The 16,507-nt window shown below is 39.8% G+C and carries 14 protein-coding genes, 1 tRNA gene and 1 riboswitch; of the genes, 11 read left to right on the top strand and 4 right to left on the bottom strand.

Features of this window, described 5'->3' with window-relative positions; all coding sequences use genetic code 11:
* The first annotated feature begins 28 nt into the window (after positions 1-28).
* Positions 29-136, top strand: a riboswitch (SAM riboswitch).
* Positions 137-215: 79 nt separating this feature from the next.
* The 3 genes from GGQ95_RS08365 to GGQ95_RS08355 all read left to right on the top strand — a co-directional run bounded on the left by GGQ95_RS08365 (position 216) and on the right by GGQ95_RS08355 (position 3,847).
* Entirely contained in the window at positions 216-1,319 is a 1,104-nt protein-coding gene (locus GGQ95_RS08365) for a methionine biosynthesis PLP-dependent protein (RefSeq protein WP_183186600.1), read from the top strand.
* A 4-nt stretch (positions 1,320-1,323) separates the two neighbouring features.
* Positions 1,324-2,505, top strand: a complete 1,182-nt coding sequence (gene metC, locus GGQ95_RS08360) for a cystathionine beta-lyase (protein WP_183186599.1) — start codon at positions 1,324-1,326, stop codon at positions 2,503-2,505.
* 334 nt (positions 2,506-2,839) lie between these two features.
* A complete protein-coding gene (locus GGQ95_RS08355; RefSeq protein ID WP_244963662.1) occupies positions 2,840-3,847 on the top strand; it encodes a YeiH family protein in 1,008 nt (335 codons plus the stop codon).
* 102 nt (positions 3,848-3,949) lie between these two features.
* Here GGQ95_RS08355 and GGQ95_RS08350 read toward each other — a convergent pair whose 3' ends face one another.
* Positions 3,950-4,852 (bottom strand): LysR family transcriptional regulator, encoded by a 903-nt coding sequence (locus tag GGQ95_RS08350; RefSeq protein ID WP_183186597.1) that lies wholly within the window; start codon positions 4,850-4,852, stop codon positions 3,950-3,952.
* 324 nt (positions 4,853-5,176) lie between these two features.
* Between GGQ95_RS08350 and GGQ95_RS08345 the strand changes: the two genes are divergently transcribed.
* The gene (locus GGQ95_RS08345; protein WP_183186596.1) at positions 5,177-6,232 is read left to right on the top strand and encodes a polysaccharide pyruvyl transferase family protein; all 1,056 of its coding nucleotides are present in this window, start codon (positions 5,177-5,179) and stop codon (positions 6,230-6,232) included.
* 136 nt (positions 6,233-6,368) lie between these two features.
* Here GGQ95_RS08345 and GGQ95_RS08340 read toward each other — a convergent pair whose 3' ends face one another.
* On the bottom strand, positions 6,369-6,905 hold the full coding sequence (locus tag GGQ95_RS08340) for an HD domain-containing protein (protein WP_044744196.1): 537 nt from the start codon (positions 6,903-6,905) through the stop codon (positions 6,369-6,371).
* A gap of 218 nt (positions 6,906-7,123) precedes the next feature.
* Between GGQ95_RS08340 and GGQ95_RS08335 the strand changes: the two genes are divergently transcribed.
* Positions 7,124-7,196: transfer RNA gene (locus tag GGQ95_RS08335), tRNA-Val, on the top strand.
* 117 nt (positions 7,197-7,313) lie between these two features.
* Here GGQ95_RS08335 and GGQ95_RS08330 read toward each other — a convergent pair.
* On the bottom strand, positions 7,314-8,414 hold the full coding sequence (locus tag GGQ95_RS08330; RefSeq protein ID WP_042412340.1) for a tyrosine-type recombinase/integrase: 1,101 nt from the start codon (positions 8,412-8,414) through the stop codon (positions 7,314-7,316).
* Positions 8,415-8,619: 205 nt separating this feature from the next.
* Between GGQ95_RS08330 and GGQ95_RS08325 the strand changes: the two genes are divergently transcribed.
* The 5 genes from GGQ95_RS08325 to GGQ95_RS08305 all read left to right on the top strand — a co-directional run bounded on the left by GGQ95_RS08325 (position 8,620) and on the right by GGQ95_RS08305 (position 12,416).
* On the top strand, positions 8,620-8,880 hold the full coding sequence (locus GGQ95_RS08325) for a hypothetical protein (protein WP_042412337.1): 261 nt from the start codon (positions 8,620-8,622) through the stop codon (positions 8,878-8,880).
* A gap of 39 nt (positions 8,881-8,919) precedes the next feature.
* Positions 8,920-9,885 (top strand): hypothetical protein, encoded by a 966-nt coding sequence (locus GGQ95_RS08320; protein ID WP_052510073.1) that lies wholly within the window; start codon positions 8,920-8,922, stop codon positions 9,883-9,885.
* 277 nt (positions 9,886-10,162) lie between these two features.
* Positions 10,163-10,843 (top strand): hypothetical protein, encoded by a 681-nt coding sequence (locus GGQ95_RS08315; protein ID WP_042412333.1) that lies wholly within the window; start codon positions 10,163-10,165, stop codon positions 10,841-10,843.
* A 179-nt stretch (positions 10,844-11,022) separates the two neighbouring features.
* Positions 11,023-11,229: a type I restriction enzyme endonuclease domain-containing protein gene (locus GGQ95_RS08310; protein WP_231883487.1), complete on the top strand. Its 207-nt coding sequence runs from the start codon at positions 11,023-11,025 to the stop codon at positions 11,227-11,229.
* 71 nt (positions 11,230-11,300) lie between these two features.
* Complete coding sequence (locus tag GGQ95_RS08305) at positions 11,301-12,416, top strand: SH3 domain-containing protein (RefSeq protein WP_044744197.1); 1,116 nt, start codon at positions 11,301-11,303, stop codon at positions 12,414-12,416.
* A gap of 85 nt (positions 12,417-12,501) precedes the next feature.
* Here the strand turns inward: GGQ95_RS08305 and GGQ95_RS08300 are convergent, their stop codons facing one another.
* Positions 12,502-13,323: a tyrosine-type recombinase/integrase gene (locus tag GGQ95_RS08300; protein WP_042412212.1), complete on the bottom strand. Its 822-nt coding sequence runs from the start codon at positions 13,321-13,323 to the stop codon at positions 12,502-12,504.
* Between the two features lie 445 nt (positions 13,324-13,768).
* On the opposite strand from GGQ95_RS08300, the gene GGQ95_RS08295 reads away from it, so the two are divergent.
* Positions 13,769-16,444, top strand: a complete 2,676-nt coding sequence (locus GGQ95_RS08295) for a hypothetical protein (protein WP_042412208.1) — start codon at positions 13,769-13,771, stop codon at positions 16,442-16,444.
* Positions 16,445-16,507: the final 63 nt, after the last annotated feature.

Genomic DNA, 16,507 nt, shown 5'->3' with positions numbered 1-16,507 from the left:
AAATCAGAAAATTCCATATCGTCGTTCATTCTTATCAAGAGAAGCGGAGGGAACTGGCCCAGTGAAGCTTCAGCAACCAGCCGATATCGGTCAGGTGCTAAATCCAGCGAATTGGTTTCAATTCGAAAGATAAGAAGAAGCGCTTTTGTTGATCTGTAAAAGTCTTCTTCTTAAAGAAGGCTTTTTTTATTGGAGGAAAGGAAGGAGAAAAAAGGATGGAAAAAGTAGAAACCTTACTGGCGCAGATTGGCAACAGAAGCGAGAAGCTGACAGGAACCGTCAATCCGCCTGTCTATTTTTCCACCGCTTACCGCCATGAGGGAATTGGCCAATCAACAGGATTTGATTACATCCGTACCGGAAACCCGACGCGCAAAATTGTAGAAGAAGCCATTGCTAAACTGGAGGGAGGAGATCAAGGGTATGCATTCAGTTCGGGAATGGCGGCGATTCAGACGGTGCTTTCCCTGTTTGAAAGCGGTGATGAATTTTTAGTGTCTGCCGATTTATATGGAGGAACGTATCGGCTGTTTGAAAGAGGCTGGAGAAAGTACGGCTTAGCGTTTCATTATGTTGACTTTCGCGACATACAATTAGTGGAGAAATCGATTTCGAAAAACACAAAGGCGATTTTTTTAGAAACGCCGACAAACCCGCTTATGCAGGAGACAGACATCGACGAGGTGGCGAAACTGGCCAAACGCCACGGGCTGCTTTTGATTGTGGATAATACGTTTTATACGCCTGTGATCCAGCAGCCGATTCGCCACGGAGCGGATCTCGTCATCCATAGCGCAACAAAATATTTAGGAGGTCATAATGATGTGCTCGCTGGTCTCGTCGTCGCAAAGGGTGAGCCTCTTTGTCAACGGCTGGCCGAGTATCACAACGCAATCGGCGCGGTCCTGTCGCCATTTGATTCATGGCTGTTGATTCGCGGCATGAAAACACTGGCGCTGCGAATGAGGCAACATGAAGAAAATGCGCGGAGAATCAGCGAATTTTTGGCATCACACGAAGCGGTCACGGATGTGCTGTATCCAGGAAGAGGAGGCATGCTGTCCTTCCGCCTGCGTGAAGAGCGGTGGGTCAACCGCTTTTTGCAAAGCTTAAACGTCATTACATTCGCTGAAAGCTTAGGAGGAGTTGAAAGCTTTATTACATACCCGGCGACGCAAACACATGCCGATATCCCTGAAGAGATTCGGATTGCCAATGGGGTATGCAACCGCTTATTGCGCTTTTCTGTAGGCATTGAGCATGTGGAGGATTTAATCGCTGATTTGTCGCAGGCCTTGGAAAATATGAAAGAGGTGTAGCGCAATGGAAAAATCATTTTCATTTCAAACCAACTTATTGCATAACAAATGGAAAGTGGATGAGCAGACAGGAGCGGTCAGCGTGCCCATTCAGCACGCTTCGACGTTCCATCAAGCGGATTTTGATGTGTTTGGAAAGTATGATTATAGCCGATCTGGAAATCCGACGCGCGAGGCGCTTGAAGAGACGATAGCGGAGCTGGAAGGAGGAATCCGCGGCTTTGCCTTCTCTTCGGGAATGGCGGCGATTTCGACCGCGTTTTTGCTGCTTTCCAAAGGGGATCATGTGCTCGTGACCGAAGATGTATACGGCGGAACGTACCGAATGATTACCGAGGTATTAAGCCGTTTTGGCATCGAGTACACGTTTGTCGATATGACGGATTTGCATGCAGTCGCTTCCCGCATCCGGCCAAATACAAAAGTGATTTATGTAGAAACCCCTTCCAACCCGCTATTAAAAATTACGGATATTTGCGGCATTGTGAAGCTGGCAAAAGCGAACGGTTGTTTAACCTTTTTAGACAATACGTTTATGACTCCGGCATTGCAGCGGCCGCTTGAGCTCGGCGTCGATGTTGTGTTGCATAGCGCGACAAAATTTTTATCAGGACATAGCGATGTGGTGGCCGGGTTAGCGGTTGTCAAAGATCGCGGGCTGGCTGAGCGGCTGTATAAGCTGCAAAATGCCTTTGGCGCCATATTGGGAGTGCAAGATGCTTGGCTCGTTCTGCGCGGCTTAAAAACCCTTCACGTCCGTTTACAGCAATCAAGTCAATCGGCGCTGAAAATCGCTTCGTTTTTAGCGAAGCACCCAAAGGTAGAGGAAGTGTATTATCCAGGACTTTCTTATCATCCGGGACATTCGGTACAACGGTACCAAGCAGAGGGATTTGGCGCGGTGCTTTCGTTTCGCTTAGCAGATGAAGCGGCCGTCCGTACGTTTGTCAAGCATGTCCAAATTCCGGTGTTTGCCGTCAGCTTAGGAGCGGTCGAATCGATCTTATCGTATCCGGCTAAAATGTCGCATGCGGCGATGCCAAAAGAGGAAAGAGAACGAAGAGGAATTACAGATGGCTTGCTGCGCTTAAGTGTCGGATTGGAGGCCGCAGAAGACTTGATTGCCGACTTTGAACAAGGATTGTCCTATGTCAGCGCGAAAGAAAGTTTGGCTCGATCATTCTAAAAGCCAACGTCCGCTTTTTCTTAGGTTAAGAGCATGCGAGAAGGTAGCCTCTTTCAATTGAATATGGACCACCGCCTGTGGAAAATAGACCTTTCTAAACATGTGCTGTTGCATGAAGGAAGGTCTATTTTTTTATTATTCGGCAGACGACCCATCGTTGTCCCGACCGGAGACAAGCGTAGATGACGATTGTTATAAAATTTACTTATGGTATTTATTGAAAATTATTATTTCACTTATGAAAGAAACCGGGATATGCTGAAGAGGACCATTGGTCAGCGATCTGGACGATCCATTATAATAAAGAGGTGAAGCATCAATGAAAAACGACATCATGGCTGTTTTCAAGCAACCGTCTTCGGATCGCCGTTTGGCTTGGAGGTGGATAGGAGGAGTTGCCTTTTCTTTTTTGTTTGCGGCGCTCGGCTTTGCGTTCGCATCCATTCCCGGCTTGGAGCATTTAGGGCCGCTTGCCTGTGCGATTGTGCTGGCCGTTATGTATCGCCACTTTTTTGGCTACCCGGAAGCGCTTCGGTCTGGAATTCAATTTGCCGCCAAACACTTATTAAGGATGGCGATCATTTTGTTTGGCTTAAAGCTGAATATGGCCGTTGTCATTCATCAAGGTTTAGGGCTTCTTCTTCGCGATGCGGCCGTCATCGTTTTTTCCATTTGGATGATGATGGCACTCGGCAAAATCGTCAAAGCGAACGCTTCTTTATCGCTGTTGCTTGGAATTGGAACAGGGGTGTGCGGGGCCGCTGCGATTGCCGCTGTGGCTCCGATTATAGAGGCGAAGGAAGAAGATACGGCGATATCGGTAGGAATCATTGCGCTGGTTGGGACAGTTTTTTCATTGGCTTATACATTCATTCAGCCATTTCTGCCCGTTTCTCATAAGCATTACGGAATTTGGTGCGGAATCAGCTTGCACGAAATGGCGCATGTGGCGCTAGCCGGTGCGGCGGCCGGACAGGATGCGTTAGCTTTTGCATTGCTGGCGAAGCTGGGGAGGGTTCTATTGCTTCTACCGCTCAGCTTGTTATGTATGTATTGGATGAAGCGAAAAAAGAAGAACGCTGACATGAAAGAAAAGAAAATCGAATTTCCTTGGTTTTTACTCGGTTTTATGCTGTTAAGCTTATTTGGCAGCGTCGTTTCTATCCCGAAGCCACTTTTAAACAGCCTCTCTTCTTTGACTTCTTTTATGCTGACAGCGGCGATGGTAGGCCTCGGCTTAAATGTCAGCCTTCGCGATCTGCGGACAAAAGCGTTGCGCCCGTTGGTTGCAATATGTATCACATCGATTTTGCTATCCTTCCTCTCTTTTTTTGTCGTTTAGCCCATATATAGTTGAGAGGATGGAGCTTATAGCGGAGCGGATTGGCAAGCAGCCGCTCCATATTTTTTCGTTCGAAGGAATGGGCGGGATGTCCTTCTATGATCACCCGCCCAAAAAGCTTTTGGTTGCGCCCTGCTCCCGCAAAATATCGATAAACACTTCCATCGCTTTTGTGTAAAACGGCGTCTTTTGCGTAATAAAGGAGAATTGGCGCACAAAAGGCGCATCATCTATATGGATTTGCCGCAAAGAACCAAGCGCCAATTCCTTTCTCACCGTCCATTGTGAAAGAAAGGTAATTCCCAACCCTGCTTCTACCGCTTCTTTGATTAACTGGGTACTGCCAAACTCCATGAGCTGGCGTGGATAACAGTAGGATTTTGCAAATAGCTGATCGGTTGCTTTGCGCGTGCCTGATCCTTGTTCGCGAATGATCCATGTCTCGCGGCAAAGCTCCTCCATTGTCGCCGTTTGCTTTTGAGCGCACGGATGATGGGCGGAGGCGATGATGAACATTTCGTCCTCGGCAAATGGCTCGATATAGACATCTTTCGGTTCAATCTCCATTTCGATAATGCCGATATCTAATTGATGATTGCTTACTAATTCCGTGATTTCATGAGAATTGCCAATAGTGATGGTCGGTTGAATGTCCGGATATTGTGCACGCAATTGTGCTATCAGATGGGGAAGAATATATTCGCCGTAAGTGTAGCTGGCGCCGATCGCGAGCGTGCCGCTCGCCCGGTTCATTAAGTCATCAAGCAAATGGTTCATGCGGGTATAAAGCCCCAATATTTCTTTAGCATGATGATAGACAATCTGTCCCGCTTTATTCAGCTTTACATACTTATTATTTCGTTCAATCAGCTTTGTTCCTGTGAGGCGCTCTAATGTCTGAATATGCTGGCTTACTGCCGGCTGTGTCATGTGCAGCTCCTCCGCAGCGCGAGTGAAATTTTGTTTTTCAGCGACTTTGACAAACACCTGCAATAATGGGTCCACTTGAGTTCCTCCTGTCCGTATCCCGCTTTATGCTTCATCTTATCATGATTTGGCTTGTTTATCATCCGCTCACTTCCCCTGGAAGGTTCACCACTAGAAATCCTCCTTAATATGCTATACATGGAGAAAATCCGTTTTTGTCCTTCATGCCTATGATTTCCTCCTTAGCTGATGAATCGATGTCATTATCCGCAAAAAGAAGATAAAAAAAGCGGTTGTTTCACGAAAAGGGAGACTGTCGATAAAGCTGGTTGGAATATACATTTACAAAGAAACGAATAGAAAAGCGGATCGGTCAAGGCTGTCGCTATAAGGAGTGTTGCTATGACGAAGGTGTTGTATTTGGGATGGGTAGGCTTTCGAAATTTAGGAGACGAATTGTCATGGCGCTTGTTTCAGCGTTTTAGCAAGAAATACGGCCAATATGAAAAAATCGCTTTTTCTCTGCCGCTGGTGTGCGCCGAACAGATCGCTCCTTATGATGTGGTTGTGCTGGGCGGGGGATCGCTGATAAAGCCTGAATATATGCAAATTTTACAACAAGCGACGCAGATGGAAAAAAAGGTGTTAGTGTGGGGAAGCGGAATCGATGGAATTGACAAGCGAGATGTCGATCTTTTGCTCGCCAACGAGCTGCCCGATCTTACAAAATATTTTTCTTTGCAAGATTCATTTATGCTTAAGCATGCGATGGCCGCAGCTGCTTTTGCCGGGATTCGCGGACCGCTGAGCCAAAAACTGCTTGAAGCGTTAGCTGCCGATCATGACCATATCTATACCGTCAGCGATCCGGCTCTGCTATTGAAAACGAAACGCCCTCGCCAAAAAAGAAACGACGAAAAAATCATTGGCATTAATTGGGGAACCACTTATAATCGACTATTCGGCCAAAATGAAGAAATGGTGGAAAATGCTTTAGCCAAAGTAGCAAAAAAGCTGATGAGGCAAGGATATCATATTTATATTTACGCCGTTTGGGACAATGATCGGGCAGCGTGCAAGCGGCTTTATGATAAAATCAGCTGCCCGTACCGCGTTGTTTGGGATCAAAAGCTCTATTCAGAAAAACAGCTGATTCGGCTTTTATCCCGTTTTTCGGCCACGATTAATTTAAAGTTGCATGCCAATTTGCTTTCATTGGCTGCCAGCGTGCCGCCGGTGCTGCTCGGTTATCGCTTTAAAGTATTTGATTGTGCCGCTTCGCTCGGTCTGGAGCGATATGTCGTATCGACCGATGCGGTAGAATTGGAAGAGGAGCTTTTGCAAAAGCTGGAGCTAGTGAACCGAAACCGTCAGCACATCGTCCATCAGTATAGCGATTACAGAAGCTTTTACCGGCCGCTGCTTATGGAGCCTTTTCAAAAGGAGCTGTTTTTCTGAATCCGAGTGAAAAACAAAATCACTCGCGGTTCGATGGCTGTGCCGGCTTGTTGAAAAGGGCAGCAAACACAAACAGCCTTTCCTTGCGCCGGAGCGGGGAAAGGCTGTTTAGGCAGATTCCGAATAAAAAATCCTATTAGATGATATCATCAAGACGTTCCTTTTGCAGCTGGCGATTGACAAGTTCATCAAGCTGCTTAATTTTCTTCAATGCGAGCGCATCATCGATTTGCCGGTAATGGTGCTTGCCGCCTGGTTCTTCATCCGCCTCATCCGCCAGCTTGATAATGGTCTGCAGCGGTTTGCGTTTAAATTCGCCTTCAGGCAGATAAGAATCGGTATGCAGCAGAATCGCCAAAGCGATCTCCTTGGCATTTTGCGGATGCTCGCCCAAGCGAATGAGCAGTTTATGGGCACGCTCGGCACCTTTGATCGCATGTATATCGTTTTGTTTATATTGTTCGTAATCCCATGTTCCGTTGGAGTACCACTCATAGTGGCCCATATCGTGCAGCAGCCCGGCCTTCGTCGCCAAGTCAGCGTTGACGCCATGCTGAATAGCGAGGCGATACGCATGATACGCCGTAGCAATCGCATGAGCGATGCCAGACCGCTTCAAATACTTTTGCGCAACCGGATGGACAAACACGTCTGTTAACGTGACGTATCTCATAAGCTTCCCTCCGTCCGAAATATTTCTTCCTATCATAACACATCCCACAAAATAACGGCAATGGGAAGATATCACGGATTGATGCGAAAGCATGTCAAAAAACCTCACACAACCACTCCACCAAAATGTCCCTCCATTTTTTCAAAAAAGTATTTGACAAACCCCATGTGCGTTTATATAATAAGATATGTGTTCGATAGAGCACTGCAACAACATACGATTCCGTAGCTCAGCTGGGAGAGCGCTACCTTGACAGGGTGGAGGTCGCTGGTTCGAGCCCAGTCGGAATCATCGAGCGAAATCCCTTGAGCCACAAGGCTTCAAGGGATTTTTTATTTCTGTTGTCATTCGTTATTTTTGGTGTTTTTGGTGACTTGGTGTGATTTTTGGAGTGATTGATTTAAAACTTTATTCCTCCTCAAACAATTGCTCGAATTTTTCGGCTGCTGTTTCTTGTATGCTTGGAAGCAAATGAGAGTAAGTATCCATTGTCATTTTGATACTCGCATGTCCTAACCGTTCCGAAACGACCTTCATATGAACATTTTGTTGTAACAGCAAAGTTGCATGTGTATGCCTTAATGAGTGCAATGTAATATCCTTTTCTAATTTCATCTTTTTATAAGTATTTCGGAATGCCCGTGTTAAGTTATCTACATACACACTTGTTCCGTTTACTGTGCAAATAACTAAGTTGTTGTCCTCATAGTTTTCGTTCTCTGCTTTTTCAATTTCTTGTATTTGTTTATGTTTTTTCAATTCCTCCACAAGATAGTTGCTAATAGCAATGACTCTTGTAGATTGCTTCGTTTTTGTAGAGTGTTGAATCGTTCGTTGATGTTTAAGAAGTGTTTTATTTATTCTGATTGTTTTTCTTTCAAAATCAATATCGTCCCACGTTAAAGCGAGTAATTCTCCGCGCCGCATTCCGGTATGAGCCAGAATTTTAAAGGCAATGGCATAGCGAGTTGTCTTTTCCGCTATCTTAATAAATTCTTTTAATTCTTCAACTGTAAATACCTCAATTGGTTTTTCTCTCTGTTCACGCGGTTTTTCAATCTGATCGGCGACATTTCGTCGAATCAATTCCAAATTAACAGCATCATTTAATCCTTTCCGTAGTATGCTGTAAATTCTTTTTACATAACCGCTGGAATATCTCTGATGAAGGCTATCAATAAATCGTTGAACCATTAAAGGAGTAACATCGTTTAGTTGTACATTTTCAAAAAAATTTAAATGATTGTTAAGAAAGGTTTTATAAAGTTTTTTCGTATTTTGAGAAAGATTATGCCTTCTGCTCAACCACTCTTTAAAGTAGTCTTTTACAGTAATTTTTGACTCTTGAATGGATATTCCTTGCTGCAATTCGTATCTTTTCTGTCTCTCCGCTGCTTCTGCATCAGTTCTTCTAGCAAAACCTCTTTTTTTGTATCTTTTTTTCTTATAAACAAATTCATAATACCAACTTTCTCTTTTCTTTATGGAGTGATCTTTATACACTGGCATAACAAAACCCCCTTAAAGCGTATAGAATTATTTTAGCAGAAAAAGGTAGAGGTATGGAGGGGACTTTTTATCAACCATTGGCATTCTCAGAGAGTATATGGAACGCTCATATTTTTGTTTGAAATTTCCTGAAATTGGGTATTAGGTTATAATTAAAGTATGAACTCAACATATTTTTAAACTTTTTGTTAGTAGGGGGGATAGGATGATTGAAACCGTATGGGAACGAATCAAGGGATGTGAAGGGCAAGTTTTTAAGCAAATCCGTGGAGGAGAGTTTACGTACAAAGTTAAGGGAAATACTATTGAGTTGAGCAGAACTAATCGCTCAATATCAAAAAACACCTTTAAAGAAGCGCTGAAATATGTACCATTAGAAAATACTGTACCTGTACAGCACTTGCAGGCTCCGTCCTATTTGTTTGCAATATTGATGGATAAGAGAATAAGACAAAATGACTGGTAACAATATCACAAAGGATAGTTCAGTGGGGTGAAAAATAAGATGAATCCAGTTTTAGAAAATATAAAATTCAAATTGAGTAATAGAGCCAATAGTGTGTTATATGCACGGGAAGAAAATTTCTATTCAGAAATTAAGATTTTTCTAGATTTTATAAAATCCAATTCTTTACTTAGTGCCATTATTCATGAGATAGAAAAACTAAATTTTGACATTGAATCCTATTTAAAAGGTGACGAAAGAAGACATAGACGCTTTATAGAGTATCCGAACGACTATATTCAAAAAATTGCTTTATGTTACTCGTTAATGAAACTTTTTTCAGAAAATAAGTTAAGTGTTTTAGACACCCTTTTCTTAAATATCACACCAAGCAGAAGTATTGATGATCGTTGTCGCGTGATTGCACAACAATATTTCAAACCTTTATATGAATATATCTGTGAACAAATTGAAGATGGTAGTACAATTTTATACTTATTATTAAGGTATAAGCACCGTACTGAATGGTTTCATAAAGATAGACTTTTCTCTATTTATGAAAGTGATACAAAACGCGGTGAAGAAAATTTAACCTTAGACTTACAGGAGTATTTGCATAACCAAGGAATTGATTATCCATTTTCAACACCACATTCACCTAGCGGACGTTCTGATTTAGTTGGTTTAATTGAAACCAATGATCCAATGGTTCTAGAGGTGAAACTATTTAATTTAGAAAAAGGTTATGATAAGGCATACATCAGAAAAGGATTGGTACAAGCATACCGTTATGCAATAGATTACGGTAAGCCTACGGGTTATCTTTTAATATATAATCTGGATAAAAGAGATTTATCTTTCGAAAAAAATGACGATAGCCCAATAAAATCAGTAAAATTAGGGGACAAAGAAATTTACATTATTGTAGTTAATTTATATTCTGACGGTAAATCTGCTAGTGAGATAAAAAAGCCACTACCTTATATAATCGATGACACATACCTTTTAAACTTTGAAGAAGAATAAGTTTTTCAAAGAGAAAACAACTGCAATAAAATTGATTCTATTACCGTTTATTACCAAAAACAAATATTTTATAATTAAAGCAGACATCTATATAAGTTCACACTGAAAAATCGACATAATCAAAATGTTTGAGTCGACTGAAAGAATGATCGAAACGGTTTGCATGTGTCGGAAAATCAATCTGTACTTAACATAGATATTTTAGACCAAAATATAATTATTACGCTTTCGAATGAAGTATAATAATGCCGAAAATATATTAATCAGGTGATATTATATGGGGTTTAACACAGAAAAATATAGGTATTATCTGGGGATGGGTATTGAATATCAAGTAATTAGTAAGTTTTTTTTACTTGGTTTTGAGGCATACAAATTACCAATTGATTTTGGTTTTGATATTCACGTTACAAATAAAATGATACAAACGTATAAGGAAGAAGAGCCTCAAAAAGATTTTTATATTCAAGTAAAAAGCAGAGTGATCTTACCTCCGTCAGAGAATCCAAATAAAGAAACGGTAGTACGTTTCTATATTAAGAAAGAGGACTTTAATAATCTAATTAAAAAAAGTGATTCAGTACTAATTTTATATTATGTAAGTGGTGTAAAAACATATAATTCATATTTTTATGACCCAGTGGAGTGGACTGATTGGAATTGTTACTTTTACGGTAAAATAGAAGGTTATAAAATGGATTTGAGTGAATATAGTGACATTACAATACATGATTATTTATGGTTAAATAGTCAACATTTAAACTATTTAATGGAAAATGATTTCGTTTTAGAAGATGAAAAAAATGGAGGTTATTATTTAGAAACAGTGTATTACGCTGAACAACACTCGGTATCTGTATCAAAAAATAAAGAAAAATTTACTTTTGCCGATAACTTAATGGAATTACGCAATTTAGTAACCGGAAATTTTGAAAATGATCCGTTTTTATCAAAATAATATTTATACTTACTAAATTTAGCGAACCATATCACAAATAATAGTGATACGGAGGACTGATTTTGTTCTAGATGCTAAAAAATTAAAACACTTAAAAGAAAAACAAGAGGGTCTATCTCTTAGAGCCACTCTTGTTTTGGAAAGAAATGTATCCATTTTATTTTTAGGTTTCTAATTTAATCCATAAGGTTGTCAAAGCATTAAAGAAACAATTAGCCGTAGACTGGACGAGTCCTCACCGTCGAGATGTCTACGCTAAAGTGAAATTAGCCGTCAAGCAAGTACTCATGAAAGAGAAAATTACGGCGCAGCAATTACAATTCTTAACAAACAAACTCATGGAACAAGCCGAACAGCAATATAAAGACTGGTCAGTGAATGCGTAACAACTAGAACAGATGTCTCTTATAGGGGCATCTGTTTTTGTATAAATGGTTATGAAGGGTAGATGAGGCAGATGCAGGCAGGAATGGATAGAGCGATTACTAAAATTCTTACAAGGGAATCAGAGAGGATGTCACAATTAGAAAAGATATTTGGATATCAATCGAAAGTAATGAGGATAAACAACTTAGATTTAAATTTAAGAAAGAAATTTGATTTAAGCATGTATCAATCTGAACTTTCGAGAGCATTTAATAGAATAGGCTCACAGTTGAAGACAACACAAGTACATGCGCGCTCCATTGCTGCATCATTAGAATTAACCAAAGCGTTAAGTAATAATCGGATCAGTCAAATGTATAGGATAACTGACTCTATGCAAGCGGCTTTGAATGCATCCAGACAACTGGGTTTGTCATTTACCAAGATTTACAATAGTATAAATAGTCCGATTGCAGAACTCCAAAGGACAATTAATCAAACATTAGAATCATATAAGATTAACCTGTCACCGACGATAAAAGCATTAGAACAATGGCAGGTTCAATTTAAAGAATTGCAAAAAATAAATTTTCCAAAGATTGAGGAATTGCTTCGAAACACAGAACTCACTGTTATTGAGCAAGACGAGAACGAAAATTGGGTTTTGGATGGTGAAATTGTCAAGAAAGATGAAATTGAAGAAGTGGTTTTAGGAGTATTAGAGCGTCAAGGGGTTTTGGAAAAGCAGAACACAATTATTTCAATGTTGAATAATATAATTGAACGTTTAGACAAGTTGGGAAAAACTCCAAAAATTAAAGCCTTTGTTTTATTAATTATTATTCCCATTTTGACTAATATACTTTCAGGATATTTACAACCTTTCTTTGAAACAAATCAAAAAGCATTTTACCAAGAAGTCATGAAGCATAAAAACACTATTTTGAAACAAGTACGTAAGGAGTATAAAAACAAAGAGTATACATTTGAAGAATTAAAGCCATTCCGTATGGTCTCAACGAGCCAATTAACTGTTCGCCAAACTAATAAGAAGAATACAAAGGCGATCGATACATTACATTTTGGACAAGTTGTACGGGTGATAGAAAAAAGAAAAAATTGGACTTTCGTTGCTTATCAAAAGGAAGATGGGGAAGTAGTAAAAGGGTGGGTGCTAACAAGATATTTGGAAAAATTGACAAAGTAACATTATAAGGAATTTAATTGTGCTTATCTTCATATAAAAAATGGTCCCAGTTAATGAAGCGTAGGCTTCATCAACTGGGGATTTTCTATTTTATCCATAGATTACTTACTGCCTTCATCTTGTCCTCATCAGTTGGAGCAGAGTAACGCAACACCATATCGGCTGAGGAGTGGCCGCTAAGGGCTTGAATAATGCTAATATCTTCGCCGTTTCTTACCAATCTGGTAATAAAAGTATGACGAAGGGCATGAACATTAACCCCGTATTTTTGGAATATGTGCTGAACCGTTCGAGGGGAAATTCGTTTATTTCTGTTTGATAAGAAAAGAGCAGAATTATCATCAGTGCGCTGTTCTAGGTATTTTGTAATTGCCCGCCGGGTTTCAGAGTTTAATGGAATCTTCCGTTCTTTCGCTCCTTTTCCCTTTCTAATAATTACTTCTCCTTTGCGTTCGGATATGACAACATCTGTTTTTTCTAAAGCAACTAATTCGCTGAGTCTTATACCAGTATTAATGAGTAGTTGTGCAATTGCCATATCTCTAAGGTTTCCCGTTCGATCAATTTCTCGAAGTAGGCGATTAACCTCATTTCTTTCGAGAGCCTTCGGAGCCTCATGCAATATGTTTCTCGGCTTTACGACAGAGATGTCTTCAATAGTTTGTTCTTTGTTCGCCCAAATGCTGAATTTTTTTATAGCATTCCAAATTTTATTAATCGTAGCCGCACTTTTCCCACGACTAGCCAAAAAATCAATGTACTGTTGAACGTCCATGCGCGAGTAATGTTGTAAATCTGTTCCGGCACCTTCTAACCACTTTGAAAACTGTTCTAAAGCGTGACAATACGTTTTAATGGTCTCTTTTGACTTTCCTCTCAATGCTTCTTGGGCAAACTCCTGTATCATATTCCACTCTCCCAGAAAAATTAGGATAAATAATTCTACGACAAAATTTTCTTTTGTTAATGGCTAAAAAAAGAGCATAAAACCATGAAAAATGAGTCTAGAATGGCGTAGAATGCTAATTCTATGACAAAAATCTACGCAATTTCATCTCCTTTCTTTAGTAAAGTTATACTCTATATGTTCATAATTCGGTATTCATAAATGATTTCCTTGAAAAAACTATTGTTGACAAATATGTTATGAAATATTTCCTTTGAATATTGACTGATAATTCTAATTTCAATTAAAATCAAGACACGGTCCAATGATATGGCAAAATATCTTTTGCTGGGCCGACTTTAAAAACAGGAAAGGGGAGTTCTCATAATACAATTAAAAACATGTAATTAAAAGACTAATCATAGCATTGTAACTCTCCCTTTTTAAGAAAAAGGGGGAATGTCATATGCTAAAAGAAACATTGCCAAAAGTGAAAATTAGTCTTGATTCACAGCGTTTTCATCGAAAGCCTGAAAAATGGGAAGTAGCGATTATTTCTAATCGTATCGCTAGTTTACCGACAGAAGTAACGATGCAAGAATTTGCGAAGGCCGTTGTGACTCCAAATGGAAGAAGTTTTGCACCTGCTGTTTTTAGAGATGGGATTAGAAAAAATGCTTTTTGGCTTAGCCAACAGGTTTTTGCTCTTGATATCGATGAAGGTTTGTCAATTGCTGATGCTGTAAAGAGATGTGAGCAATACCATATCATGCCGAATTTTATTTATACAACATTTCGTTCTACACCGGATCATGAAAAATTTAGAATGGTTTTCTTGGTAAATGAAGAAGTTCATGATATCCGAGTGCGAGAGTTGATACAACGTTCGTTAATGACACTTTTTCCAGAGGCAGATGTCCAAACAAAGGATGCTTCAAGACTATTGTTTGGAGGGAAAGAACTGGTCTATGAAGCGTATGACAACGTCATAAGCGTTCCGGATTTATTAAATGCCGTTATATTGCACATAAAAGCAGGCTCTAACCCATCACGGGATATGGAACGTTACTGTCGCATTGTTGGGATTGATTTAATCAACGGTTATCCAAATTATAAGTTGATTGATGACGATGATGAAATAACACCAGAGGATAATTTGTTTATTTCAATGACTAAAAAGCGCACCAATCCTATTATATTTAATAGAGAACGCCCGAAAATTAGTCATGGTTCCTATATGATTAAGTTTTCTAAAGAAAACACTGAGGAATATCATAGAAAATTGGGTTCGAAAGAAGAAGGGGAATTGCTTAAAGATTATTGTTTCCAAATTGATAAAGTGAAAGAGGGGTTTGCGCAGATTAGAGATTTTCCGTTTGAGAAACTAGAGGAGAACTGCAAACTTTATCGAGAATCCATGCATGGTGATTATTGGTTGTATCACAACGAGATGTTTGGGGTTATGACTAATTTATTGAGAGTAAAAGGCGGTAAAACGAGAATCGAACAGATTCTTAACAGCAGACCAGAATACGCGCAAAAGAAAATAGAATGGAAGGTCATGATTAATCAAATACAGAAGTCAAATTATGCTCCAAGTAGATGTGATTCGTACTGTCCTTTTGCTGATGAGTGTGAACATGCACTCAACATGATTGAGCAAGGGAAGTTGTTCAGAGGAAGAATTCAAGTGACTCAAAAACCGAATTTTCAACCATTAAGTGAGGCAGAAAGGAAATTGAAGCAGTATTTTCATGAAGCATTAAATTCTGAAGAAAATGGCGTATTTGTGATTAAAGCCCCCACAGGAATTGGGAAAACTCAGTTGTATGTCAATGCGGCTCAAACTCATACGTTTACGATTGCATTACCCACCCATCGGCTAAAGGAAGAAGTTTCAGAGCGATTGAATCGTTTAGGCTGCAAACACGTAAAAGTGCCGCAACTGCCGGATTTAGACATTGAATTCACAGAAAAAATTGAACGTCTATACAATAACGGAGCGTATAAAGCAGTGAATGCTTTCTTAAAGAAAATGGCTCGGCAAAATGAAGAGATTCGAAACTATCTTGAAGAACTTGAAAATGTGCATAAAGCGCGAAACAAAGTCATTTTGACTACGCATCAACGGAGTTTATTTACAAAAGAGGATGCGAACGGTACATTAGTTATTGACGAGGATATTATACCGAGCCTGTTACCTGTGTCAAAAATGAGTGTTTTAGATTTCACGCTTGTGTGCTCTAAATTCATGCAAAACGAAGAAAATAGGGCGGCTATTTTAACGATTCAAAATATGGTCTTAAATGCACCGACCGACCTCGTTCAAGAGAGAGCAGCCTACTTGCTGCCGAATGCCAACGAGGTAGAAAAGATTATTGTCGAAGATAACGCGATAAAGTCCGATATTTTAGGGTTCTTAAATTGCTCATATTTCGTAAAAACGAAAGGACCAAACGGAAATGAATTCATCTATTTCATTCAGCGCCATCAGTTGCCTAAAAAGAAAGTGATTATTCTTAGCGCTACTATCAGCGAAACGATTGCTAAAATGATGTTTGGACCAGAAGTTAAATACCGTGATGTTGGATTGACGGAATCAAAAGGGGAAATTGTGCAAATTCCCATCAAAAGTTTTAGCCGCTATGCGATAAAAGAGAACGAAGAACTTTTGAACTTGGCAAAAAAGTTAATAGACATCTATAATCCTAACAGCACCATCATTACCTACAAAGGATTTATGGAACAAGATAAAGCGACTCCTACGTTCGGAAATACGGAAGGAATCGATTCTCTCAAAGGACAGAACATCACGGTGCTAGGAACGCCTCATGTTAATCCGATTGCATATTTACTTTACTCGGCTGCGTTAGGCTATAAACTTGGGCTGAATGATAGCAAAATGGAGTACCAGCAAGTTCAACGAAACGGATTCAGATTTTTCTTTAATACGTATGAAAATAATGAGATATTACAGGAAATACAATTTTATTTGGTTGAGAGTCAATTGATTCAAGCGATAGGCAGAGCGCGAACACTTAGGGAAGATGCAAAAGTATTAGTTTTAAGCAATCTTCCGGTGCAAGGTGCTCGTTTTATCCATTTATCTCAACGAGACATACAAAATTTATTGCATTCCTAAGTTTTAGAAAAAATGGAGTTACTGATCGGCACGGAGGCCACTTTCAAATAATATTACATTACA

The organism is Anoxybacteroides rupiense (assembly GCF_014196195.1).
GTDB lineage: Bacteria > Bacillota > Bacilli > Bacillales > Anoxybacillaceae > Anoxybacteroides > Anoxybacteroides rupiense.
This window is presented reverse-complemented; position numbering and strand designations above follow the sequence as displayed.